Annotated in this window: 22 protein-coding genes and 1 other RNA gene; 5 read left to right on the forward strand and 18 right to left on the reverse strand. The window is 40.9% G+C overall.

Annotated elements, in window-relative coordinates:
- Window positions 1–51: 51 nt before the first annotated feature.
- Complete coding sequence (locus MMU05_RS03795) at window positions 52–1455, reverse strand: alkaline phosphatase (protein WP_241140337.1); 1404 nt, start codon at window positions 1453–1455, stop codon at window positions 52–54.
- A 198-nt stretch (window positions 1456–1653) separates the two neighbouring features.
- Between MMU05_RS03795 and MMU05_RS03800 the strand changes: the two genes are divergently transcribed.
- The 3 genes from MMU05_RS03800 (at window position 1654) to MMU05_RS03810 (ending at window position 2971) form a co-directional block, all read left to right on the forward strand.
- On the forward strand, window positions 1654–2040 hold the full coding sequence (locus MMU05_RS03800; RefSeq protein WP_241140338.1) for a DoxX family protein: 387 nt from the start codon (window positions 1654–1656) through the stop codon (window positions 2038–2040).
- Window positions 2030–2389 (forward strand): DUF2237 family protein, encoded by a 360-nt coding sequence (locus MMU05_RS03805; RefSeq protein ID WP_241140339.1) that lies wholly within the window; start codon window positions 2030–2032, stop codon window positions 2387–2389. The genes MMU05_RS03800 and MMU05_RS03805 overlap by 11 nt, the downstream gene beginning before the upstream one ends.
- Window positions 2390–2461: 72 nt before the next feature.
- On the forward strand, window positions 2462–2971 hold the full coding sequence (locus tag MMU05_RS03810) for a hypothetical protein (protein WP_241140340.1): 510 nt from the start codon (window positions 2462–2464) through the stop codon (window positions 2969–2971).
- A gap of 30 nt (window positions 2972–3001) precedes the next feature.
- Here MMU05_RS03810 and MMU05_RS03815 read toward each other — a convergent pair whose 3' ends face one another.
- From MMU05_RS03815 to MMU05_RS03845, 7 genes are all read right to left on the reverse strand, one after another.
- Entirely contained in the window at window positions 3002–4243 is a 1242-nt protein-coding gene (locus MMU05_RS03815; RefSeq protein WP_241140341.1) for a glutamate-5-semialdehyde dehydrogenase, read from the reverse strand.
- Entirely contained in the window at window positions 4236–5321 is a 1086-nt protein-coding gene (gene proB, locus MMU05_RS03820) for a glutamate 5-kinase (protein WP_241140342.1), read from the reverse strand. Before proB ends, MMU05_RS03815 begins: the two co-directional genes overlap by 8 nt.
- Before the next feature lie 141 nt (window positions 5322–5462).
- Window positions 5463–10514 (reverse strand): T9SS type A sorting domain-containing protein, encoded by a 5052-nt coding sequence (locus MMU05_RS03825; protein WP_241140343.1) that lies wholly within the window; start codon window positions 10512–10514, stop codon window positions 5463–5465.
- A 376-nt stretch (window positions 10515–10890) separates the two neighbouring features.
- Entirely contained in the window at window positions 10891–11901 is a 1011-nt protein-coding gene (gene corA / locus MMU05_RS03830) for a magnesium/cobalt transporter CorA (protein ID WP_241140344.1), read from the reverse strand.
- The gene (locus MMU05_RS03835; RefSeq protein ID WP_241140345.1) at window positions 11898–12272 is read right to left on the reverse strand and encodes a response regulator; all 375 of its coding nucleotides are present in this window, start codon (window positions 12270–12272) and stop codon (window positions 11898–11900) included. The genes corA and MMU05_RS03835 overlap by 4 nt, the downstream gene beginning before the upstream one ends.
- A gap of 177 nt (window positions 12273–12449) precedes the next feature.
- Entirely contained in the window at window positions 12450–14078 is a 1629-nt protein-coding gene (gene groL, locus MMU05_RS03840; RefSeq protein WP_241140346.1) for a chaperonin GroEL, read from the reverse strand.
- A gap of 43 nt (window positions 14079–14121) precedes the next feature.
- Complete coding sequence (locus MMU05_RS03845) at window positions 14122–14400, reverse strand: co-chaperone GroES (RefSeq protein WP_241140347.1); 279 nt, start codon at window positions 14398–14400, stop codon at window positions 14122–14124.
- Window positions 14401–14617: 217 nt separating this feature from the next.
- Between MMU05_RS03845 and MMU05_RS03850 the strand changes: the two genes are divergently transcribed.
- Entirely contained in the window at window positions 14618–15325 is a 708-nt protein-coding gene (locus MMU05_RS03850) for a hypothetical protein (RefSeq protein WP_241140348.1), read from the forward strand.
- A 37-nt stretch (window positions 15326–15362) separates the two neighbouring features.
- Here MMU05_RS03850 and secG read toward each other — a convergent pair whose 3' ends face one another.
- From secG to ffs, 10 genes are all read right to left on the reverse strand, one after another.
- A complete protein-coding gene (gene secG, locus MMU05_RS03855) occupies window positions 15363–15722 on the reverse strand; it encodes a preprotein translocase subunit SecG (protein WP_241140349.1) in 360 nt (119 codons plus the stop codon).
- Window positions 15723–15729: 7 nt separating this feature from the next.
- Window positions 15730–16554, reverse strand: coding sequence for a hypothetical protein (locus MMU05_RS03860; protein ID WP_241140350.1), 825 nt, complete (start codon window positions 16552–16554; stop codon window positions 15730–15732).
- Window positions 16555–16591: 37 nt separating this feature from the next.
- Window positions 16592–17137 carry an LPS assembly lipoprotein LptE gene (gene lptE, locus MMU05_RS03865; RefSeq protein WP_241140351.1) on the reverse strand — a complete coding sequence of 182 codons (546 nt, stop codon included), beginning with the start codon at window positions 17135–17137 and terminating at the stop codon, window positions 16592–16594.
- A complete protein-coding gene (locus MMU05_RS03870; protein ID WP_241140352.1) occupies window positions 17124–18410 on the reverse strand; it encodes a sigma-54 interaction domain-containing protein in 1287 nt (428 codons plus the stop codon). The genes lptE and MMU05_RS03870 overlap by 14 nt, the downstream gene beginning before the upstream one ends.
- Before the next feature lie 16 nt (window positions 18411–18426).
- Window positions 18427–19887, reverse strand: a complete 1461-nt coding sequence (gene miaB / locus MMU05_RS03875; RefSeq protein ID WP_241140353.1) for a tRNA (N6-isopentenyl adenosine(37)-C2)-methylthiotransferase MiaB — start codon at window positions 19885–19887, stop codon at window positions 18427–18429.
- Between the two features lie 130 nt (window positions 19888–20017).
- Window positions 20018–21427, reverse strand: a complete 1410-nt coding sequence (locus tag MMU05_RS03880) for a S41 family peptidase (protein WP_241140354.1) — start codon at window positions 21425–21427, stop codon at window positions 20018–20020.
- Window positions 21428–21534: 107 nt separating this feature from the next.
- Complete coding sequence (locus MMU05_RS03885; RefSeq protein WP_241140355.1) at window positions 21535–22245, reverse strand: cell division ATP-binding protein FtsE; 711 nt, start codon at window positions 22243–22245, stop codon at window positions 21535–21537.
- Entirely contained in the window at window positions 22245–22448 is a 204-nt protein-coding gene (locus MMU05_RS03890; RefSeq protein ID WP_241140356.1) for a fructose-6-phosphate aldolase, read from the reverse strand. Before MMU05_RS03890 ends, MMU05_RS03885 begins: the two co-directional genes overlap by 1 nt.
- Before the next feature lie 145 nt (window positions 22449–22593).
- A complete protein-coding gene (gene fsa, locus MMU05_RS03895) occupies window positions 22594–23253 on the reverse strand; it encodes a fructose-6-phosphate aldolase (protein WP_241140357.1) in 660 nt (219 codons plus the stop codon).
- A gap of 137 nt (window positions 23254–23390) precedes the next feature.
- Window positions 23391–23477, reverse strand: an RNA gene (ffs, locus tag MMU05_RS03900) — signal recognition particle sRNA small type.
- 141 nt (window positions 23478–23618) lie between these two features.
- Between ffs and MMU05_RS03905 the strand changes: the two genes are divergently transcribed.
- On the forward strand, window positions 23619–23900 hold the full coding sequence (locus MMU05_RS03905; protein ID WP_241140358.1) for a hypothetical protein: 282 nt from the start codon (window positions 23619–23621) through the stop codon (window positions 23898–23900).
- The last annotated feature ends 337 nt before the right edge of the window (window positions 23901–24237 follow it).

The following is a 24237-nucleotide window of genomic DNA, read 5'->3' on the forward strand; positions in this document are numbered from 1 at the left end:
TTATAAAACGTAGCCATCCCGATTTTGTCGAATCGGGATGGCTACGTTTTTTTATACAAAAAGTGATTTGTCAGCTCCGCAGGCCTGTAACATGAAGTTGTGGAGTTCATAGTTTTTGACAAATCCTACCAAATTCTCCGATCCCGGACCAAACATGGCCAATTCGACATGGTCAGCGGAGTGGTTGCTGCCGGCCCACTGTATCGAAGTGTGTGGAGCCTGCATGGACGCCAAGGGCATAAAAGGAAGATTTCGTGGATTGTACATACCGTCCGCACTTCTTTGGTAACTTTTTAAGATAGTTTCGGCTTCCTCCGTTTTTAAGGTGATTTTCTGATGGCTGACGATCAGGTCGATTACCTGTGCGGAAGTGTACTCCGGCGTGATCTGATTCAAAATCCATTGGTTAGAGGCTTTGGTGTCAAATAACCTTTCGAAGTTTTTATTGGCCTGATTGCTGTAAAATAGTCCCGGATTGCTGTTGCCATGGTCGGTGGTGATGACCACGAGCGTTTCTTTGTCTTTTGTCGCAAAGTCCATAGCGACGGCCACAGCATTGTCAAAATCCACCTGATCGTAGAGTAGTGCGGCAGCGTCATTGCCGTGGGCAGCCCAATCGACTTTTCCGCCTTCCACTTGCATGACAAAGCCTTTTTGGTTTTTGCTCATAACCTCAATGGCTTTTTTGGTCATTTCGGCAAGGGAGGGGATTTCATTTTTTAGCTTTTCATTGTTTTCTCTATCCACTGCGTAAGGCAATCCGTCATCGGTAAAAACCGCCATGATCGGTTTACTTCCATCAGCCTGCATCATCTCTCTTTTGTTTCTTGCTACTTCAAAGCCCGTCTGTTTGTAAGCATCGAACAGGTCCCTTTTGTCCTGTCTTCCTTCAGCAGAAAAAAACTCAGCACCGCCTCCCATCATCACGTCAAACCTTAGCTTGAGGTATTCTTCGGCTATTTCAGGCATGGCATTTCTGCTGCCATTATTGACACAAAAAGATGCCGGAGTCGCATGGGTAATCTGAACAGTCGTCACACAGCCAACTGATTTTCCCATAGATTTGAATTTCTGAAGGATTGGAATGGGTCTTTCTCCATTTGGGCCGACATTGAGTGCGCCGTTTTTGACACGCATGCCGCCACCCCAAGCAGAGCCGGCAGCAGCAGAATCGGTGATGAATGAATTGGCAGACGCTGTATCCATCAAGGCTCTTTTGACCATGTTTTTCTCGTAAAGGTCTATCCAATTGGAAGATCTTCCTTCTTTGTTTTTCAAAAGGATGTCTGCCATATTGAGTGTGCCTGAACTCATGCCGTCACTGACCAAAAAAATGATATTTTTGGCCTGTCCCAATTTGGGTTTTGGAGAAGACGCTAAAGTAGGGAATGAGGTGAGTGCACCCAGACCGATGGTGGTCAAAATGCCGTTTTTGAAGAAATCGCGTCTTTTCATGTTGATATATGGGTTTTGATAAATGATTAGCTTAATTTTTAACCGTGTAAAATTAAACCGATTTAAATTCCAAAAAGTAAATTAAGAATTAGCTTTTTGTTATCAACCAACTTTTTAACCAAAGGCTTTATTTTTGATTAGTCTGGGAATTGCATAAAACAGTATTTTGATTTCAATGGATATTTCAATTTTAAAATCATGGTAAAAATATTGTTAAGATACTTGTTGGGGTTATTCTTTGTAATCGCCGGTTTCAACCATTTTTTGAATCCTGAGTTTTATCTTCCTTTGATTCCGGACTATTTGCCGTATCCAATATGGATCAATACGATTTCAGGGATAATGGAAATACTTCTGGGCCTGGGAGTTTTTGGGGAAAAATTCTCCAAAGTAGCCGCATGGGGAATTGTGGTCTTGTTGATTTTATTTATCCCCTCCCATATCTATTTTATTCAAATCGGCAGTTGTGTGGATGGTGGGCTTTGTGTCCCGGAATGGATTGCCTGGATAAGACTCTTGGTTATTCACCCGATATTGGTTTTTTGGGCTTATATTTTCACAAAAAATAAGAGTTATGGCAAATAACGTTTTTGGAGAGGTTTTGGCTGTTTGTAGCAATGAACCCAAGACCGGGTATTATCGAAATGGCTGCTGTGAAACCGGGCCTGATGACCTTGGTACGCATACAGTTTGTGCGGTGATGACGGAAGAATTTTTGGTTTTCAGCTATAAAAGAGGAAATGACCTCATAACCCCAAGACCTGAATATGCTTTTCCCGGCCTCAAGCCCGGTGACAAGTGGTGTCTATGTGCCAGCAGATGGATGGAGGCGTACAAGGCTGGAGCCGCACCGTTCGTGATTTTGGAGGCAACCCACGAAAAAACATTGGATTATATTCCTTTGGAGGAGTTGGTAAAGTTTGCTTTGGTTTAATCCGCGCCAATAAATTGGTAACTTTGAGATAGTCATTGGCCTTAATCCTGTTTTACTTTAGATTTTACTGACATGAAAATATCCCTGACCATCGCAATGATTTCTTTATCTATGTTTTTTTCCCGGATTTCTTTTGGACAGGAAGAAAAGGATGGAAGTAATCATGGTGTTTTTGTGGAGTTTTTCGGAAACGGTCTCTTCTACTCTGTAAATTATGACACCCGGTTTTCAAAGAAAGTCGATGGATTGGGAGGAAAAGTGGGATTCGGATACATAGGAATAGATGGGGACCATTATTCTACTTTCCCTTTTTTGGTCAATTATTTACGCGGAAAAGAAGGGCATTATTTTGAAATGGGAGTGGGGGCAAATTATTTGGTTGCTGATTACAAAAATGGGAGTGGCGTTATTGGCAGCCCCGAAATAGCCAAATGGGAGGGATGGTCCGGTAACATGAGTTTGGGATATCGGTATCAGCCTGTCGATGGTGGGCTTTTATTCAGAGCCGGGATCACGCCGATGTTTAGAAAAGGGGAATTCAGACCCTTTTGGCCTCAGATTTCGGTCGGTTATGCTTTTTGAAAGTTGGCTTTTGAAGATACAATCAGCGTATTATTCGCGTATTTGTCCATCACCTTTGATTACCCACTTGTAGCTGCACAGTTCATTGAGGGCCATTGGTCCTCTGGCGTGAAGTTTTTGTGTGCTGATCCCAATCTCCGCCCCGAGTCCAAACTGGTTACCATCTGTAAATGCGGTAGAGGCATTGGCATAGACAGCCGCTGCATCGACGGATTTGAGAAATAGATCGATGTTGGTTGGGTTTTCGGAAATAATGGCTTCACTATGTTTGGAGCTGTATTGTGCGATGTGGTCCATGGCTTCTTCCAGATTTGAGACTGTTTTGATGGACATTTTCAGGGATAAAAACTCTGTTCCAAAATGTTCTTCACGCGCTTTTTCTACCAAAGGATGGTTGGATATCCAAGGAAATGAAGCTTGATCTGCAAAAATGGTCACTCCTGCAGATAGAAGTTTTTCAACCAATTCAGGCAAATCAGTTAGCCTGTCCCGGTGGATAATCAGACAATCCAAACTGTTGCAGACACTGGGACGTCGGGTTTTGGAATTGAAGATGATAGCCTTTCCTTTTTCTAGATCTGCCGATTCATCAAAATAAGTATGTACAATCCCTGCCCCGGTCTCGATGACTGGAACTTTTGAATTTTGTCTCACAAAATCAATCAATCCCTGACTACCTCTCGGGATAATCACATCCACAAAATCTACCGCTTCAAGTAATGCTTTGGTGGCCCCCCGATCCGGAGGAAGGAGTTGAAAAGCCTCTGTTGGCAATCCGTTTTCTTCCAAGGCGCGATGGATAAGGGACATAATTGCCCGATTGGAATGGTCAGCATCTGAGCCCCCTTTGAGGATTAGGCCGTTTCCCGATTTGAGCGCTAGGGCAAAAACATCGAAAGTCACATTTGGCCTTGCTTCATAAATCACCCCCAACACCCCAAGCGGGACGGTGATTTTTTTGAGGCTCAACCTGTTGGGAAGGATTTTTTCTTCAATAATTTTGTCAAGAGGGGACGGAAGATTTTTGATCTGGGTCAATTCTTCACAAATGGCTTTAATCCTTTCTTCCGTGAGTTTTAATCTGTCGTATTTGGGATCATTGGTGTCCATCAGTGCCAAGTCTTTGGCGTTCTCTGCCAAAATGAATGGTATTTGAGCTAGGCTAATCCGAACCAAAGAAGACAATGCATTTTGAATGGCAGTTTCATCTACAGCCATCAGTTTTCTGGATGCCGATTTGACTTTTTTGAAAATGAGGTTATAATCAGCCATTTTGAAACAGATAGAGGTAATCGTAATGGATAAAAGGTTTTTGGTTTTTCTGACCGATTTTTTCCTGAACAAGAGGGGAGGGGTATTCTGCTTTGCCAAGTCCGATTTTTGCGCCTTTTTCATCGGTAATCCGGATGATATCTCCCTTAGAGAAATCCCCTTTGACGGAAATAACCCCTATCGGCAAAAGGCTGCTGATCTTATTCGAAGTCAAGGCAATGCTTGCGCCTTCATTGATCACCACCTCGCCTTTGAAATATTGGTCTCCATGTGCCAGCCATTTTTTAGGGCTATGTTTTCTCGGATTGGGTTCGAAGAAGGTGGAGGGTGCTTTTTGGTTGAAAATATCCAACAGGATGTTTTCTTTCTTTCCATTTGCAATCCAAACCTGAATCCCCAATTCTGCTGCTTTTTTGGCCATACTGGTCTTGGTGAGCATTCCTCCGCGCCCAAAAGAGGATTTGACAGGGCTTATAACCTCACCAAGGTCTGGTAATTTGTTTCCAATTAAATGGATCAGTTTGGACTCCGGAAGGGATGGGTTTCCATCAAATATTCCGTCTACATTGGTAAGTAAAACCATGCTGTCGGCATTCACCATGGCAGCGGTCAGGGAGGCCAATTCATCATTGTCGGTAAACATCAACTCGGTGATGGCCACTGTATCATTTTCATTGATCACCGGAACTATTCCTTGTGAAATCAGGCCGAGGAGGCAATTTCTCATGTTCAGATAATGCTTCCGATCCCTAAAATCCTCCTTGGTTACCAAGATCTGGGAAATGGTAATATCATGCTTTTTAAATAGTCCTTTGTAGGTATTGATCAGTTCAATCTGCCCGTTTGATGCCCATATCTGTTTTTTCAATATGGGGTCTGTTTTTTCAGGCAGGGCGATTTCCCCTCTTCCAAAAGCCACAGCGCCCGATGAAACCAACAGCACTTTGATGCCTTCAGATTTTAAGGAGGCAATCTGCGTCACCAAGGCATCCATCCTTTCCCTATCAGGATGACCGCCATCTTTTGTCAGGACGTTGGATCCGATTTTGATTACAAGGATTTTGGGTTTTTGTAACATAACCTATGTGCTGTTGCCATTATGTTACAATATTAGCCTTTATGTTGACTGTTTTCAAAAGAAAGTATGCGAATGTCGTCAAAACAAAAAATCCTGCCCTAATAGGCAGGATTTAGTCAATAAACATGAAAAAAAGATTTTTTAATTAATCACCACCTTTTTGGTTTCCCAATGGTAGTTATTCTTGATTTTGATTAGGTACAATCCTTTTGGAAGTGAAGATAAATCCATTTCCACAAGCCTTCCGGAAATGCCTTTTACTGTTCTTACTATTTGACCCTGATTATCCAGCACCATGATTTCGGCTTCCTCCATGTTTGTGTTTTGGGAAAGGACTTTCACAATGCCGGTAGAAGGGTTTGGATATACTTTGTATTCAATAGTTTCCTTGTTTGTCTGCAAGGTGACACCCACGACTTTGAAGGTCTCACTGGTTCCGTCATAATCCGTCTGTGTCAATCTGTAAAATTGTCTACCAAAAACCGGACTTTCGTCGATAAAGTCATAGAACAAAATAATATCAGAATCTCCCGCGCCTGGAATAATACCGATCGGGGACCAAGTGCTTCCATCCAGAGACTTCTCCAAGGTGAAAAACGCATTGTTTTTTTCCATCGCCGTAGACCAGGATACTTTGATTTTTTCATCTTCAGTTATCACGGCAGTAAAGGAGAGAAGCTCGATTGGTAGGATTCTGAACGACTGGGACAAAGTAAATATACCAGGGGAAAAACCAGGAACTGCCGTTTGGTTGCGGACACTTCCGGTGCTGGCATTTCCTGAAAGCGCATCCTGACCTAAATCTATCCATTGGGATCCATCCCATTGGGTTACCATAAATTCATTGTAATCATCTATCGGGCAGGTTCTATCCGATGACCAAGTCATGGTCAGCACAGGAATGGCAGTGGAGTTTGTGTTATCAAGTTCCCAATATTCACATTCGTTGACAATTCCGATAGTGGGTTCTTTGCTTTCCCTGTCATAGGGAATGTCATCTGGATTGACATGGAAATATCTTCCCGTAAAATGCTGGGTGGCAGCTCCACCCAATGCAGAGGTTGTGAGAGGAGCATAAAACCCATCATTTCCAAAAGGGTATGTGAAGGCAGTATTACCCACTTTACGTATTCTTCCGTTGACATGAGAGGCATTTGATCCTCCTGTTACAATAGAACCGGAAGGAAAAGTCAGAAGGTTTTCATCGTTATTGATGATTCCACCGATGAGTTCAAGTGATATTGGTATGGATATGGGGTCAGATAATTCAAGAGTTCCTGTTCCATTCATCCTTACCCTTCTTAAAACTGGGATTAAGGTTCCATCTGTCAGAAGATTTTGTGCAGTGCTTCCATTGATTTCCACCGTTCCTGTACCGAGACCAAATGTCAATACAGTATTGGAAAGCGCTGTTGAAATATCCCCGGCAAAAGTACTGACGTTGTTAAAGGCAGGTTCGATGGCTCCCGTTGAATTTTTGGCAAAAGTCACATCGCCAAGAAATGTGTCTCCCACTCCCACAGCTGGACTTGCAGTCCTTATTCTTCCTGTTCCATTATTGACCAAAGTGAAATCCCCAAAGGTATTTCCACCCATCCAATCATTGGTTGTAGTTCCATTTTTGATCATGGTAGTCAATGTTCCCGGATTGGTACTGAAGCTGTTTCCACCGTTGTTGAGTTGAATACCGGTGAATGCAGTAAAGGTGTTGTTATCCGGGAATGCATTGCCATTATCAATGGTGATTCCACCGGTTCCTGTTGAGAAGGTGTTATTTCCGGCTACCGTATTGTTACCGGCAATCAGCATAGTGGTGCCTGCGGTGAAGGTATTTGTTCCTGAAAAGGCATTGGTGTTAGAAATGGCGATGGAGGTGGCTGCGGTAAAAGTATCATTTCCGGGAAATGAGCTGTTGTTCAAAATTGAAATCAAACCTGCGGAGTTGAAAGTATCATCTCCTGCAAATACGCTTCCATTTTGTAATGTAATGGCACCTGAAAGGGTTGTTATCCCAATATCTCCATTGAAGGTACTAGCTGAAGCAGAAAAGGTATTCATCGAAAAATCCCCATTCGGAGCAGAGGAAAGTTGCGAAAAATTATTTACGGTCAAAGTATTTCCTACAGTATAATCTGTCGTCAACAATCCGCCTGAGACCAACGTGCTTGTTCCTCCGTTGATGCCAAAATTCATTGTACCTCCTGCATTGAGGTTATTGATCGTGACATTGTCTCCAAACAAATTGGTGCCTGCTCTTGCGATTTCGAAGGTATTTGTTCCATTGTTTATAAATGTACTGGTACCTGCAAAGGTGTCTCCAAGAGTATTTGCTAGTCTCAATAAATTGTTGGAGTTATTGACTATGGTCGCAGGTCCAAAGGTGTTTCCTCCCTGAAGGACAAGATTGTTAGGTGAATTGTCAGTCAAAAATAAAGTTCCAAATGTATTTCCTGGACCCCAAGTCACATTTGCTCCTCCATTCCTTGTCAAAATAGTAGTGTTGCCCGGATTGCTAAATAGGTTGCCTCCTGTAGCCATATTCATCTGACCTGCGGAAATGAAAGAGTTGTTTCTTGCAAATGTATTTGCCCCTAGGAAAGTGATGGTAGTCGCATTGACTGTGAAATCTCCCTGAAAGCTACTGTTTTGTGATTCAAAAGTCACCGGGTTAAAGACGCTGTTTGGAACCGGAGTGGCTTGTGTAAACCTCCTGACGTTTAAGGTCCCCGAATTGAAGTTGGTGGTGGTCAGGGCGCCATTGGTCTGGACTGAAGTTCCGTTTTGGGCTGTGGTCCCACCAAACCTCATTGTTCCTGCTGCATTGTTGTCAATCGTTATCTGATCTGCAAAAGTGGAATTGCCATTGTATGCGATATCAAAAATATCCGGTCCATTATTTATAAAAGTACTTGTACCTAGGAAAGTATCGCCGTTTGTATTTGCCAATCTTAAAAGCCCGCCTGCGGAGTTATTGGTAATATGCACAGGGCCGAAAGTGTTTCCGCCAAACCATGCATCATCTGTGTTTGATGCCGGACCTTTTACAAAAGTTGAATTATTGCCGGGAACAGTGCTGAAAAAATTTGAACCACTCATTACAATCCGGGCATTGGCATTGAAAATATTCGTTCCGTCATACCGGTTGGAGCCGGTAAAGGTCATAGTTCCAGTTCCGGTTGTATTGACCGCAAAATCCCCTAAAAACGAGCTGTTGGCTGAGGTAAATGTTACGGTATTGAATACAGGGCCGTTTGGAGCATTGGTCAATTGGGTGAAATTATTGATTTCTAGTACGTTTGAAGCTGCGAAATCTGCGGTTACCAATCCTCCTGTTTGAAGTACCGAAGTACCTCCTAATTCTCCGAATCTTACCTCCCCACCGGGAGCCGAATTATTTATTGTTATTTCTTGGGCAAAAGTATTTGCTCCCCTGTATGCGATGTCCATGTAGGCGGTTCCATTGTTTTGGAAAGTTACCGGTCCATTAAAAGTGTCTCCTATGGTATTCGCAAACCTTAAATTGGTATTTGAATTATTGGTAATCAAAGTATTTCCATTAAAGGTATTTCCGCCTTGCATGGTAAGGGCATTCGCGGAATTGTCAGTTAAAGAAAGGTTTCCGAAAGTATTACCCGGACCCCAGGTTATCCCTCCGCCACCATTTCTGATCATGGTGGTGGCATTGATGGGTGAGCTAAAAGTATTTCCGCCAGCAGTCATGGTAATTTGACCCGCTGAAATAAAAGAATTATTCCCCTCAAAAATATTGGCATTGGTAAAAGTCATGTTACCTGAGGTAGTCACAGAAAAGTCGCCCAAAAAGTTATTGTTTGCCGAAGTAAAAGTTACCGTATTGAAATTTCCGTTTGGAGCATTCGTCAATTGAGTAAAATTATTGATTTCAAGAATATTGCAAACTGCAAACCCTGTGGTAACCAAACCTCCTGTTTGCAGCACCGAAGTTCCTCCTACTTCACCAATTCTTACCTCTCCCCCTGGAGAAGAATTGTTTATAGTAACCTGTTGAGCAAAAGTATTGGTACCATTGTAGGAAATATCCATAAATGCTGTTCCATTGTTCTGAAAGGTGGCAAATCCATTATAGGTGTCTCCTGTCACTGATGCCATTCTAAAGTTGGAGTTGGTATTGTTGGTAATGAACAAATCACCATTAAAAGTATTACCACCATTCCAGTAGAAAAATCCAGGGGCATTATCTGTAAAGTTAAGATTGCCGAAAGTATTTCCTCCAGCCCAAGTAGAGTTCCCGCCGGCATTTCGTGTAAAGTTGGTGGTTCCCCCGGGATTGCTGAATGAGTTATTGCCGGTCAGCATGTTCATTCCATTTCCTGCAATAAATGTATTGTTTCCGGCAAAGGTATTGTTGCCATTGAAATTGATAGCTCCCGTTGTAGTGACTTGAAAATCACCCAAAAAGGTACTGTTGGCAGCAGAAAATGATGTTAAAGTGAAAGGAGGGTGTGCGACGTTCATCGCTTGAGTCAAGTTATTGACTACCAAAGTTCCGATAAATCCCGATGTGGCCAATCCGCCGGTAACAAGCGTTGATGTACCCCCGCCGGCACCAAAATTTATTTGGCCAGTGGCACTGGTATTGTTAATAATGATGCTGTTGATGGAGTTGGTCCCATTAAATGACATTTCAATATTCCCTGTCCCATTTTTATTTACTATCAATGAACCATTAAATGTATCCCCATTCGTATTTGCAAAGCGAAGCCTATCATTATCAGTATTGGTAATTATTGTCGGACCATTGAAAGTGTTGTTGCCTGGTAGGTCATTATTTACTCCTCCCGTTTTGGTTATAGTTATATTCCCATTGAATACCACATTCGCAATTGAATTGAAATTAGTGGCGCTAAGTCCTCCGTTTGCAATTGTCCCGCCTGTAATAGCACTGTTCCTGACTGTCAATACATTTCCGTCCAAGGTTAGGGTACCACCACTCATGGTCAAATCCCTCATGGTAATGTTGCCGGAAAGCGTTGGCTGGAATGTCCCCGCACCGTTGATAATGGCATCTTCAGCATTGGTATTCGGAACATTCGCCGGAGTCCAGTTGGCAGCGGTGTTCCAATCAGAACTTACGCTTCCATTCCAAGTGATTTGGGCAAAACCCGAGGAAAAGGTTGCCACAAAAAGAATTGAAAACAGTAAAATTTTTTTCATTTTATTTCAATTGAGATAATCAAAAACGGGTGTTTGGCAAATCGATTATCAGGCGGGAAATTTTGGGCGAAATTTCATGGCCTTATATTCGTACTTCATTAATTGAGGAATGTTTTTTGTGTTTTTCGGGTGATTCCTACTGAAAAATAAATAAAAAATATTAAAATAAAAGGAATATTTATGTAAATAAACGGCTTCAAGATTTTGTGTGAAATTCCTTTAGGTCAGAACGTAGGTTGAGATCAGATTTCCTTTTTCACAGAAATCATGCATGAAGGAATGGAAATGGAGACGGATCGGCGTTCTTAAATTTGAATTTTAAGCCAAATTTTCTAAAAGGTTTTTATAAAAAATCAGATGTACGGGAGGTAAAAAATCAAAACCACTTTTTTCTTTTAAAATAGTACACCATCGCCAAAGTCGATCCCAAAAAGAAAATCCAAATCAAAAGATAGCCATATTTCCAGCCTAATTCCGGCATAAACTCGAAGTTCATGCCGTATACTCCGGCGATGAAAGTCAGGGGAATAAAAATCGTTGCAATAATGGTCAGGGTTTTCATGACCTCATTTTGCTTGAGGCTCAAATTCGACATGAACAATTCTACCAAGGCAGAAATAGACTCCCTCTGGATTTCCAGGTTTTCAATTATTTCTATGACATGTTCATAGACATCATTGATAAATGGAGTTGTTTTCTTTTTGACCAAAGGATTTTCTGATTTTTTCCAGGCAGACAATAGTTCTCTGGTCGGCCATACAGTTCTTTTGATCTGTTGGATAGTTTTTCTTTGGAGAAAGATTTCAGGCAGTTTGGTTTTCTTCGACTGACTGATGATGCTGTCTTCCATATCTTCGATTCTCTCAACAGCCAGTTCCAAGCAATCAAAGTACTTGTCCACGATGGCATCAAGCAAGGTATAGGCAAAATAATCAGTACCCATTTTCCGCATTTTGCCGGTTGGGTTTTCCAATCGTGACCTGATAGGGTCAAAAATATCAAAAGGATTTTCCTGTATAGAGATGATGTAGTTTTTTCCAAAAAGTATACTTACCTGTTCCGTGATGGGTTCACGCGATTTGTTTTTGGAATAAATCATTTTGCACACCACAAAGATATTTTCTTCAAATTCTTCAAACTTTGGTCTTTGGGAGGTGTTTTTGATATCCTCAAGTGTCAAGTGATGAATATCAAAAATTTCGCTTATTTCTTTAAGCAAAGATTCATTTTCGAGGCCATAGAGGTTAAGCCAAAATTTATGGTTGATTTCCAAAAACGGTTTTATCTCCTCTGAAGTGGTAATATGGTGCTTCTTTAAAATACCATCTCCAAATTCATAAATCTCCATACTGGATTCATTTGATCGGGATTTGACCGTACTGATCATAAAATATATTTGATTTTTTCGGGAGAAAGAGGCTTTTCAATGAATCCTTCCACGCAGGCATACTCTTTGGCTTTTTGGCGGTCCTGAAAATCAATGGAACTTGAAAGGACGATAATCCTGTCTTTCCTCAGTTTAAATTCCTTCATGTATTGGTTAAGAAAATCCCAACCGTTCATGACCGGCATGTTGATATCCAAGAAAATGAGAATATTCTCCGCTACATCCATCTTCCCGATCCTTTCAATCGCCTGTTCGGCCTCTAAAAATTCTTCAATGTGGGGGGTAAGTTTTAATTTCGAAATCAACCTTCTGTTTATCAAGTTGTTGATAGGATCATCATCTACTAAAATTATGGAATGGAATCTTTGCATAGATGCTAATAGGAATTTCGAAAAGTCGTTTAAGTAATTTCAAATATACTTCTCTAAATTAAATTAAACCGGATTTATTTGAAATTGATTTCTGATAATTTTAATATACATACCATGGATAAGAAAAAAAAAGAGGAACCTTTTGAGTTCCTCTTCCTATTTTGATTGGAGATTTGATTACATCATACCGCCCATTCCACCGCCGCCCATTGGAGGCATGGCAGGAGAATCTTCTTTCACATCGGCTACCACACATTCGGTAGTGAGCAACAATGCTGCGATAGAAGCGGCATTTTCCAAAGCCAATCTTGTCACTTTGGTAGGATCGATGACACCTGCTTCGAAAAGGTCTTCATAGACATCTGTTCTTGCATTGTAACCGAAATTACCTTTATTTTCTTTGATTTTGTTGATGACAACTGAACCTTCACCACCGGCATTCGCCACGATGGTTCTCAACGGAGATTCGATAGCAAATCTGATGATATTGATACCTGTATCTTCATCTTCATTGGCACCTTTCAATTGATCCAAAGCTGCAGCAGCTCTAACCAAAGCAACACCACCACCTACTACTACTCCTTCTTGAACAGCAGCTCTGGTCGCATGCAATGCATCGTCAACTCTGTCTTTCTTTTCTTTCATTTCTACTTCAGTAGCAGCTCCGATGTACAGGATAGCAACCCCACCTGACAATTTTGCCAATCTCTCCTGAAGTTTTTCTCTATCATAGTCAGAAGTTGTTTTTTCTATCTGAGCTTTGATTTCGTTGATTCTTGCTTCGATGCCTGACTTTTCGCCTGCACCGTTGACAATAGTAGTATTGTCTTTGTCGATGTTGATTTTTTCGGCAGTTCCAAGGTAATCGATGGTAGCATTCTCCAACTTGTAACCTCTTTCTTCAGAAATTACAGTTCCTCCAGTAAGCACAGCAATATCTTCCAACATTGCCTTTCTTCTGTCACCGAATCCAGGAGCTTTTACAGCTGCTACTTTCAAGGCACCTCTGATTTTGTTTACTACCAATGTAGCTAATGCTTCACCGTCAACATCTTCAGAAATGATCAATAAAGGTCTGCCTGATTGTGCAACCGGCTCTAGAACAGGAAGCAATTCCTTCATAGAAGAGATCTTCTTGTCATAGATCAAAATAAATGGTCTGTCCAATTCGACTTCCATTTTTTCTGTGTTGGTCACAAAGTATGGAGAAAGATATCCTCTGTCAAATTGCATACCTTCTACGGTGCGGACTTCAGTTTCTGTTCCTTTTGCTTCTTCTACAGTGATGACACCGTCTTTACCGACTTTGTCCATTGCATTTGCTATCATCTTGCCGATTTCCTCGTCATTGTTAGCAGATACAGTAGCTACTTGTTGGATTTCTTTGCTGGTAGAGATTGTTTTTGAATTTGCTTTCAAATCAGCAATGATAGCAGCTACAGCCTTGTCGATACCTCTTTTGAGGTCCATCGGGTTGGCACCTGCAGCTACGTTTTTGATTCCAAGGCCAAAAATCGCTTGGGTCAATACAGTGGCAGTGGTAGTTCCGTCACCTGCGTTGTCGGCAGTTTTGGAAGCTACTTCTTTCACTAACTGAGCACCCATGTTTTCAATTGGCTCAGACAATTCTATTTCTTTGGCTACTGTCACACCATCTTTGGTGATCGCTGGTGCACCAAATTTTTTGTCAATGATGACATTTCTTCCTTTTGGTCCGAGTGTAACTTTTACTGCATCAGCAAGAGCGTCCACGCCTTTTTTCAATCTGTCTCTAGCGTTGGTATTGAAAAATAGTTCTTTAGCCATTTTTTTGTTGTTTTAGGTTCTTTTAAATGTTTGGATAAGATGATTAAAGAATCGCAAAAATGTCTGATTCTCTCATGATAAGGTAATCATGTCCCTCAACTGCAAGTTCTGTACCTGCGTATTTGCCATAAAGCACTTGGTCACCTACTTTTACAGTCATCGGCTCGTCTTTTTTACCGCTTCCTACTGCGATCACTGTGCCTTTCTGAGGTTTTTCCTTGGCAGTATCAGGGATGTAAAGTCCAGATGCGGTTTTTTCTTCAGCTGCAGCAGGCTCCACCAGAACTCTGTCTGCAAGAGGTTTGATGTTTACTTTTGACATAATTATTGGATTTTTAAAGGTTAGTAACAAAATCTTGTAAACCTCAATTATCACTTCTTGTGCCAAAGAATATATTAAACGGCCAACTGACATATAGTCCGTCAATTTGGCTTTAAGGCTGTCAGAAGTTCGAGGTTCCAATAAAATTTCCTGTCAATTTTTCCCATGTATTTTTAATTGATGTCAGATTTTTTTAAATTTTCACAAACAGAATGTTATGAAAAGCTTATCTGAAAATTGGATTACGGAAGGTTGGATAGATTTTGAATACAAAAAATACCTTCTTTTGGCCTATTTGCAACATGTCGGCGGACAGTTCAAAGAGGTGAAATTATATCCACCTTTGGCCGACTTGATTCAGCACTACACCCGGCTGAAGAATTTTGAGCAGAACAGAGACCAAATCAAATCTGCATTCCCAAAAATGCTACAGGGTCCTGACACCAAAGAGCTGAAGTTTATATACAAGCCTTTGGTCATTGATGATGATATGATGAAACAGTTGGAAGAGATTGTGGCATTTTCTCTTCCCCAACTCAAAAACCATATCGAAGACGGAAAAAACATCTATGATTTTCTGGAAGGAGAAATGATGATAGAACCAATCGGAATTTCCCCTTTATATCAGAAGGAGGGGTACGTTTTTCTTTCCTTTGACAAGTCCAAAGATGTATTTGTATACAGGTACAAAGTGAATCTGTTCCAAAACAGCGTCGATACCTTCAAAGGAATCATGATGCAATTGGTCCAAAAAGCAAGAAGATCCATTCTCAATACCTATGAAAATATCAAACTTGACCTGATAAAAACCAATAGAGAACTTCCAAACCCTGCGACATACAGTATTTGCAGCCGGCAGCAGATTCCATTGGAAGAGAGTTTTGTTCCAATCAGCAAAAGACTGATCCTAAAAATGGTGGAATAAAAAAGCCCGCTTGGTGCGGGCTGTTATTTTTTTAATTTTAGTTTTCCGTGGTATCGACCGGAACCGTTTCTGTTCCTTCGGTAGGCAATATGCTTTCCGTATCACCAAAAGAAGGGCTTACAACTTGTTTCCTTGCATTTTCAATATTCGGAGAAGTGGTTTGCCCCGGCTGAATGGTTGAAAAGAAAGCCGAAGATGAAAGAGCAAGGGCCAAGATGGCAATTGCCAAAACCCAGGTAGATTTTTCAAGAATATTTCCGGTCTTGGTTACACCCATTATCTGGGATGCACCCGCACCAAAAGCGGCTCCAACGCCTCCTTTTGAATCCTGTGCAAGGATGACAAGAACCAATAAAACCGCCAAAATGATTGTTAACGTAATGAGAAATGTGAACATATGATTGCTATTGTAAATCAAAGCCTTTAATTAAGTCCGCAAAGTAAATGCTTTTATCTGGAAATTTCACCATTAATTTTTGATAAATTTCTTTCGCTTTTTGTTTTTTGCCTTGCTTGACCAACAGTTTGGCATACGATTCCGAAAGCAAGGTGGGATGGAGATGGGTGCTGTTTTCGGAGAGATCAGCCTGTTTTTGGAAATCTTCCATTTCCTTGAGCGTCGCCAACTTGAATTCCCTTTTGCTGAAAGCTTTGATCAGGTCTATCTGTTCTTTTTTCTTCTCATCTACAATTTCCTTCTTCTCTCTTTTCCTGATGTTTTCAATCAGATCATCATTTACCCTTCTTTTTTTGGGTTTTGGCGGTGTTACGGGTTCTTCAATACTTTGGGTTACCTGTTGGTCTTTCCGGCTATTGAGATTTTCTTCGAGTTTTTTGAGGATTTTTGCCCTGAGTTCCGGATCTGTTTCTTTGGTGGGTTCAGGAACCAAGGATTTTTCAAATCCCTCTAAAACAATGTTTTTTTGATTGTTTGGTTTGAAATTGGAAAAAGTTTCCATGTTTTCGACAATCTTGTTTTCCAAAAACCGGAATGGGACATCAGATTCGACCATTAATTTGAGCCAAGCCCGATCCGGACTTGTAATGGCTGCCCAATTCAAAAGCTCCTTGGATTTCCCCGCTGATTTTTCAAATTCATACTTGGAGAGTAAAACTTTGGGAACTTGAAAAAACGGAAAACTCTCATGCAATTTGATCAGGTGGGTGATATCTTCTTTTTGAAGGTTGTTGCCTACTTTCAGAATTGAGATTAGTTGATGGCTGTTCACGGATTTGATTGTTGAATAGATTCCAATTTACTCATTTTTACCAATTGGCAACGGTGGCAGTGAAAATGTCCTGAATAATATTCTCAAATATTTCTTCGATCAATTGGCTCTCAACCTGAAGAATAGAAGTTGTCCTTGGGTCATAATCTTGAAAAAACGAAAAAGTTTGTTTGAGATTTTCATCCTCATTGACCGTATTCAGGTACTCCACTTCAATAGAAATCGTCAATCGCATTTGCCCCGCTCTGTCAGGAAGATTGGGGTCTGTGCTCGTTACTGTTGCCTGTGGAGTGATTGCATATCGTTTGATTGCTCCGAGAAACTGTAAATCACCATTTGTCCTGACCAATTCCAACTGTGTATTTCTCTGATAAAATTCCTTGAGCGATTCTGTAAATAGCTGCTCCATATTGGCAGGACCACCGCCGGAATCATTGAAGAAATTTTCCACCGAAAAGGACTTGGTCAATTCATAATTAATATTCGTTCCGGTAAAGCTGTATTTGATCGCACATCCCTGAAGCAGCAATATCGGAAGCAGCAATGTCAAGAAATATCGTCTGGTTTTCCTATTCAATGTCATATTGTTTGATTTTTCTATATAACGTCCTTTCGGATATCCCAAGGTCACCTGCAGCGTATTTTCTTTTGTTGTTGTGTTTCCGAAGCGCTTTGAGGATCATTTCTTTTTCTTTTTTCTCCAAAGAAAGTGAATTGTCGTCTTCCTCATGGATGATGTCTTCGATAGTATCGTCGTCATAATCTTCCGTTTCCTCATTTTGGTTTTGATGGTCAATGACCAAAGGCAAATTGGAGGGAGCGGTTGAAGGCTTTTTCTCTTCGAATGAAGAAGCAGGTTCCAAATCATCGAAGAGGTTTTGGTGCTTGCTCATGATGTTGGGATTCAATCCACCTGACTGGAAAGCCTCCAAAACCATTTTTTTAAGCTCGTTTACGTCCTTTTTCATATCAAAAAGGACTTTGTATAGTATTTCTCTTTCTGAAAAATCAGAGAATTCATTCGATCCTCCCGATTTTCCTGTCAAGGCCGGAAGCCTGCTTTGATCCGTAGGTAAGTATTTGGCTAAGGTTGCTGCTTCGACCTCTCTGTTTTCTTCCAACAATGAAATCTGCTCCGCTATGTTTTTAAGCTGACGGATATTTCCGGGAAAAGGGAATTTTATCAATAACTTCTTGGCAGCATCGTCAAGGGAAATAGGCTTTACTTTATACCGTTCGGAAAAATCAGTTGTGAATTTTCGGAACAACATGACGACATCTTCGCCTCTTTCCCGCAGTGGCGGCACATAGATCGGAACTGTATTCAACCTGTAATAAAGGTCTTCCCTGAATTCCCCTTTGTCCACGGCTTTGATCAGGTTGACATTGGTGGCTGCGATGACTCGGACGTTGGTTTTGAGCACTTTGGAAGAACCGACTTTGATAAATTCTCCATTTTCCAAAACCCTCAATAGCCTTGCCTGCGTTCCTAATGGCATTTCTCCGATTTCATCTAGAAAAATCGAACCGCCATCGGTCACTTCAAAATAACCTTTTCTTGCTTCATGTGCGCCGGTGAAGGATCCCTTTTCATGGCCAAAAAGCTCGGAATCAATCGTTCCTTCCGGAATTGCCCCGCAGTTGATGGCGATGAATTTGCCATGTTTGCGGAGGCTAAGCGAGTGTATGATTTTTGAAAATGATTCCTTGCCGCTGCCGCTTTCTCCGGTAATCAAAACGGTCATGTCGGTCGGGGAAGCCTGCATCGCCACCTGAATGGCATGGTTTAATAATGGGCTGTTTCCGATTATGCCAAACCGCTGCTTTATACTTTGAATCTCTGAGTTTGTGATCATTATAGCGTTTTGAATATCAGGAAACAACTTCTCCAAACAATGTTGCAGGGGAGCAATCGGTAATTTTTACCATCACATAATCTCCTTTTTGGTAAGGACCATCAGGAACGATGACTACTTTATTGGCCGAGTTTTTTCCCTTGAGCTGCGAATTAGACCTTTTTGAAGTTCCTTCTATCAAGATTTCTTGGATTTTCCCCAAGTCAAGTTTATTTCTTTCAAATGAAAGTTGGCTTTGCTTTTCGATGATTTCGGCCAACCTTCTTTTTTTTACTTCCAAAGGAATATCATCTGCAAATTTTTTGGCAGCCAAGGTTCCCGGTCGCTCGGAATAGAAAAACATATATGAAAAATCATACTTCACGATATCCATCAATGTCAAAGTTTCCTGATGCTCTTCTTCCGTCTCACTGCAAAATCCCGTGATCATATCGGAAGAAATGCCACATTCCTCTCCTAGAATTTCCCTGATTTTGCTTACCCTTTCCAAGTACCAATCCCGGTCGTATGTCCTATTCATCAATTCGAGAATTCTGGAATTTCCGCTTTGGACAGGAAGGTGGATGTATTTGCAGATGTTGTCGTATTTTTTGATCGTGTACAGCACCTCATCGGTGATGTCTTTTGGGTGGGAAGTTGAGAAGCGAACCCTCAACAAGGGACTGATCTCCGCGATCATCTCCAACAAATGATGGAAATGTACCACTTCTGATACTTCATCTTCCTTTTTGCTCAGTCTTGCTTTGTTGTTTTCCTCGGGAGACCATTTGTAGCTGTCTACATTTTGGCCCAAAAGCATTACCTCCCTATATCCCTGATTGAAAAGCTCCCTCGCTTCATTGGTAATGGAATGTGGATCACGGCTTCTTTCCCGTCCCCTTGTAAAGGGTACTACACAAAAAGAACACATGTTGTCACAGCCTCTCATGATCGAGATCATGGCATTGACTCCATTAGAATTGAGTCGGACAGGGGAGATGTCCGCGTAGGTTTCTTCCCTGGAGAGGAAAGTGTTGACGCCTTTGTTACCGAATTCTGCGCCGGTCACCAGATTGGGAAGATCCCTGTATGCATCCGGTCCGACGACTACATCCACGATTTTTTCTTCGTCTAGAAGTTTTTCTTTCAACCGCTCAGCCATGCAGCCAAGAACACCGACCATCAGTTCCGGTTTGTTTCTTTTAAGCGTATTAAACTGGCTAAGTCTTTTTCGGACCGTTTGTTCTGCTTTGTCTCTGATAGAGCAAGTATTCAAAAAAATCACATCCGCCTGCTCAAAATCCGACGTGGTGTCGTAGCCATTATCCTTCATGATGGAAGCGACGATTTCTGAATCTGAGAAATTCATCTGGCAGCCATATGACTCGATGTAGAGCTTTTTTTGCTTGCCTGTATTGACTTCCTCGGTTGTTTTGTAATCAGTTGCCTGTGCTTCCTCGGGGCTGAGGATATCTATATCTCTGATGATATTTTCCATGGATAATTACTTTGGACTGCGAAATTAAAAAAATACCGACAATTTGACAGGTTTTATTCTATCATTTCTAATTATGGAACGGGTAAGTCAAAAAAAAAACTCCTTCCGGTGGGGAAGGAGCTTGATTTTGTTATTGCTTCAGGTTAAATTTTGTTTTGTTGTCAATCATTTTACCAAACCTCGGATGATTTTCAATTGAACTTCCTAGATCAATTCTGTCGATAAGCTTCACCCTATCTGAAGAAGGAATACCTGTGATCTGTTCCAAAGTCAGTTTCAGCAGAAACTCATTGGTATCTCCAAGTGGTAACAAGTTTGGCTGGGAAAGCTCATTTCCTTGGATATTAGGCTGAAAGCCGTTAGAATAATCAGATTGGTCGTTTTTATTGTACGATTTGTGCACAATCGGTATCAGCCCATACTTATTTTCAGGATTTTCTTCATCCTCGATTACTATTGAACCTACATTTTTCCCAAGTGTCAAGCCTCCTACCATAAATACGTCCATATAAGGTTTTAATCCATTGATAGTTAATTCACTGGCAGAAGCAGTCCGGGAAGATGTAATAACATATACCCTATTTCCTGTCAATATTGGGCCAAGATTTTCTGGTTTGGATTCAAATTCATACTGAATATTTTTGAATTGGTCGAAACTCATTAGAAAACTGTTGTACTTTCTTTTGAAAAATACATCAGTGTTTGTAACTCCTGGAGCAATCAAACTTCCCAAGTTTAAAGTACTTTCCACTAATCCCCCCCCATTATACCTTAAATCCAAAATTAGGTGGTTGATGCCTCCAGCTTTGAATTTAGAGAAAATAGCATCCATTTCATTATCATATTTGGAAGGCTGACCTTCAATCCCCGGAGCGAAAAAGTTATAGACAAAATATCCTATTTTTTGATTTCCAATTGTATATATGGTATCAATATAATTAGGATTCTCAGATAAAACTTCAGTGGTCAAATCAACAGGAGGAAGCGCAACATAATTATTGGTTTCCTCATTATACCTAAATAAAGAGACCGTATGAGCCTCAGACCTTAATCCTAATAATTCTTGGTAGTTATCCAAATTCATTCTTACGCCATTGATCTGGGTGATAAGGTCCCCTCGTTTCATACCCTTGTTTTCTGCAGGACTTCCTTTTTTGGTATAGGTAACAAATGCAATAACATTGTTGTTGATATTGCTTTCTCGCGCCAGGATAATTTCATAACCTGCCTCTTTGGATACTCCTGTAAGGAGACGCATCAATTCCTCATAATCAGGATAAATAGCTGAAAACCGATCAGTAGGTCTAAAAAGTAACGATTCAAAATAATCTTCAGGATCGGAATCTAATGCAATCGGGTTTTTCATATCACCTAACCATAAATAATAGGTGTCCATCATTTCCTGGATCCAAGTATTTACTTTGGCATTGGCAGACAATTCCGGTATAGGATCATCGGTTTTTTCTTTGCAGGCATTCAAGAATATCAACGCCCCAAACAACAGGGCAAGACTGGCTTTATTATGGGATAGGTATTTCATAAGCATTTAACTTTAATGGATTGATCCCTAGGTTCTAACAAAGAACTAAACGCAAATATCCATGAAATTGATTTGAAAAAAAATCGGTTTTTTCAATTAACCGGGACTCAATAAGAGGTATTGATCGTAATGTCGGAAGTCTTACTGTCAAGCAGTTTGCCTTTTTCGCATTTCAATACACGATAGGGATATTTTCTCAATAAATCATGGTTGTGGGTTGCCATCAGGATCGCAGTTCCTTCATTGTTGATTTCCTGAAACAATTTGAAAATCCCATCAGCCACATCGGGGTCAAGGTTTCCTGTGGGTTCGTCTGCCAAGAGTATAGAAGGTTGGTTGATCAGTGCCCGGGCGATTACCACCCGTTGCTGTTCTCCGCCTGATAGCTGATGTGGCATTTTTGTGGCTGCATCTGCAAGTCCAACTTTCAGAAGAACTTCGATCATCCTGTTTTTCATTTTCTCCTTATCCTTCCAACCTGTGGCGCGCATGACAAAAAAGAGATTTTCTGCAATAGACCTATCCGGAAAAAGCTGGAAGTCCTGAAATACTATCCCAAGTTTCCTTCTGAGGTAAGGCACTTCATTTTTTTTGATCTTGGCAAGTTGGAAGCCTACGATTTCCGCTTGGCCCATTTTAAGATTCAGATCTGCATAAAGCGTTTTCAGCAGGGAGCTTTTGCCGCTTCCTGTTCTACCGATCAGAAAAACGAATTCATCTTTGCCGATGGTGAAATTCACATCCTGTAGGACTGCATCCAATCCTTGAAAAATACAGGCGTCTTTTACTTCAATAATCGATTCTTTCCCAAATTCCATCAAAGTTCTATTTTTTGGGTTTTTCCAAAAGGAAGTTCACGGATCAATGTTTCCAATTCAACTTCCTTACCTTCCAAACCAAATTTCTCGATATTCTTCAAGGGTCTATCTGCCCTGAAATAAGCCACCAAAACAAAATTATCATCTCTGATTTGGACATAATCAGGGATTTTAGCTTTTCCTTTTACTTTTAAGATATACATGGCTTTTGGAGGTTCCGTTGTCTAAAATCTAAACATCGGTTTTTTTGATTGGGTTTCACTGTCATTCAGAAAAACAAATAGACAATATGGGAAATGAAAGGACCGGAATAGAAATTCATGGTTCCGGTCCTTCAAATCAATTCAATTATTTTCCTGCAGCCTTAGCGTGGTCAGCAAGGAAAGTTGCCAATCCCGAGTCTGTAAGTGGGTGGTTTAACAATCCCAAAATAACTTTCAAAGGACATGTCACCACATCTGCACCGAGTTCGGCACATTTGATCAGGTGCATGGTATGTCTTACTGATGCCGCCAAAACTTGGGTCGCATAGCCATAATTTTCATAAATATTGACAATCTGATCGATCAGCTCGAGGCCATCGTAGGAGATGTCATCCAGTCTTCCGATAAATGGTGAAACGTAGGTTGCGCCGGCTTTTGCTGCAAGAAGTGCCTGTCCTGCTGAAAAAATCAAAGTACAGTTGGTTCTGATGCCTTCATTTGAAAAATACTTGATGGCTTTGATACCGTCTTTGATCATGGGGATTTTTACGACGATTTTGTTATCGATTTTTGCAAGTTCCTTGCCTTCCCTAATCATTCCTTCAAAATCCGTGGCAATGACTTCGGCGCTTACATTATCGTCCACGATGTCGCAGATGGCTTTGTAATGGGCACGCACTCTTTCTTCCCCGCTGATTCCTTCTTTTGCCATCAAGGATGGATTGGTGGTGACGCCGTCCAATACGCCAAGATCGTAGGCTTCCTTGATATCATTCAGGTTGGCGGTATCAATAAAGAATTTCATATGTTGTTTGTTTATGTTGATTGTACAAAGTTAATTGATAAATCAGGAAATGGAAGGAGAAAAAGAATGTAAAATGATGAATGAGTAATTGAAATGTAAGGTATTCCAAAATTCAAAAAGTGGAAAAAAAATAAAAAAAAGAAGCGGCATCGCACCGCTACAACCGCCTACCCTTGCTCCCTTCCGGACCTGGGGGATTCAGCAGGAGCTGGTCGTGCCGCTAGGACGCAAATGTAGATAAAAATACAATGTTTCAAACATTCGAAGCAAAATCAAATTCAATTTTTTCTAAGTCACTCAATATCAGCCATAAATTTCATGGCAAAGTTTTTGCAATATTTATACTTGAAAAAACAATAAAAAAAATGAAGCAATTACTGATTTTGATCCTTTCTATAGTCCTATTGAGTTCATGCGGGGTTTTTGGCCCCAATCCTGAATATTATCAGGGAATGACTGAAAAGAAATTTTTGAGGCAAAATGAAAATGCGGTTTTGAGCAACCTTGACGGAAGTCAAAAAACCTATCGGGTCAATCGGGATGATAAATTCTATGTTTTGGCCACTTTTGAAGACGGCTATCTTGTCAAACTTGAGGAAAAAGAGTACGTGCCTTCCTTATTTGAAGAAAAGAAAACAGACGGGTAATTCCCCTGGGAATTATTTCATTTTCAAATTGATAAAAGAATTAATGGATGTACGCTGTTATGACAGTAGATTTGATATCCATTTAAATTCTTGTCTGCCGACTGAAATGCACGGTTCATCCCTGCCTCACGGCAGGCGGGGGTCTTCAGACACCCGTCTTCCCTGCCTACCGCAGGCAGGCGTCCCCGCTGGAAAAAAATATAGGGTTACTGACAAAGAAGCGTATATCCATGAAAGAATCCCATCTGACATTCTCATCTGAATCTCAAATCGGATTCTTTATTTTTATAGCCAATAATGGAATAAAGGATTTCTGTTCTTTGCTTTTTTTCGTAAT

Origin of the sequence: Cognataquiflexum rubidum (assembly GCF_022538115.1) — a bacterium.
In the GTDB taxonomy this organism is placed as follows: Bacteria; Bacteroidota; Bacteroidia; order Cytophagales; family Cyclobacteriaceae; genus Cognataquiflexum; species Cognataquiflexum rubidum.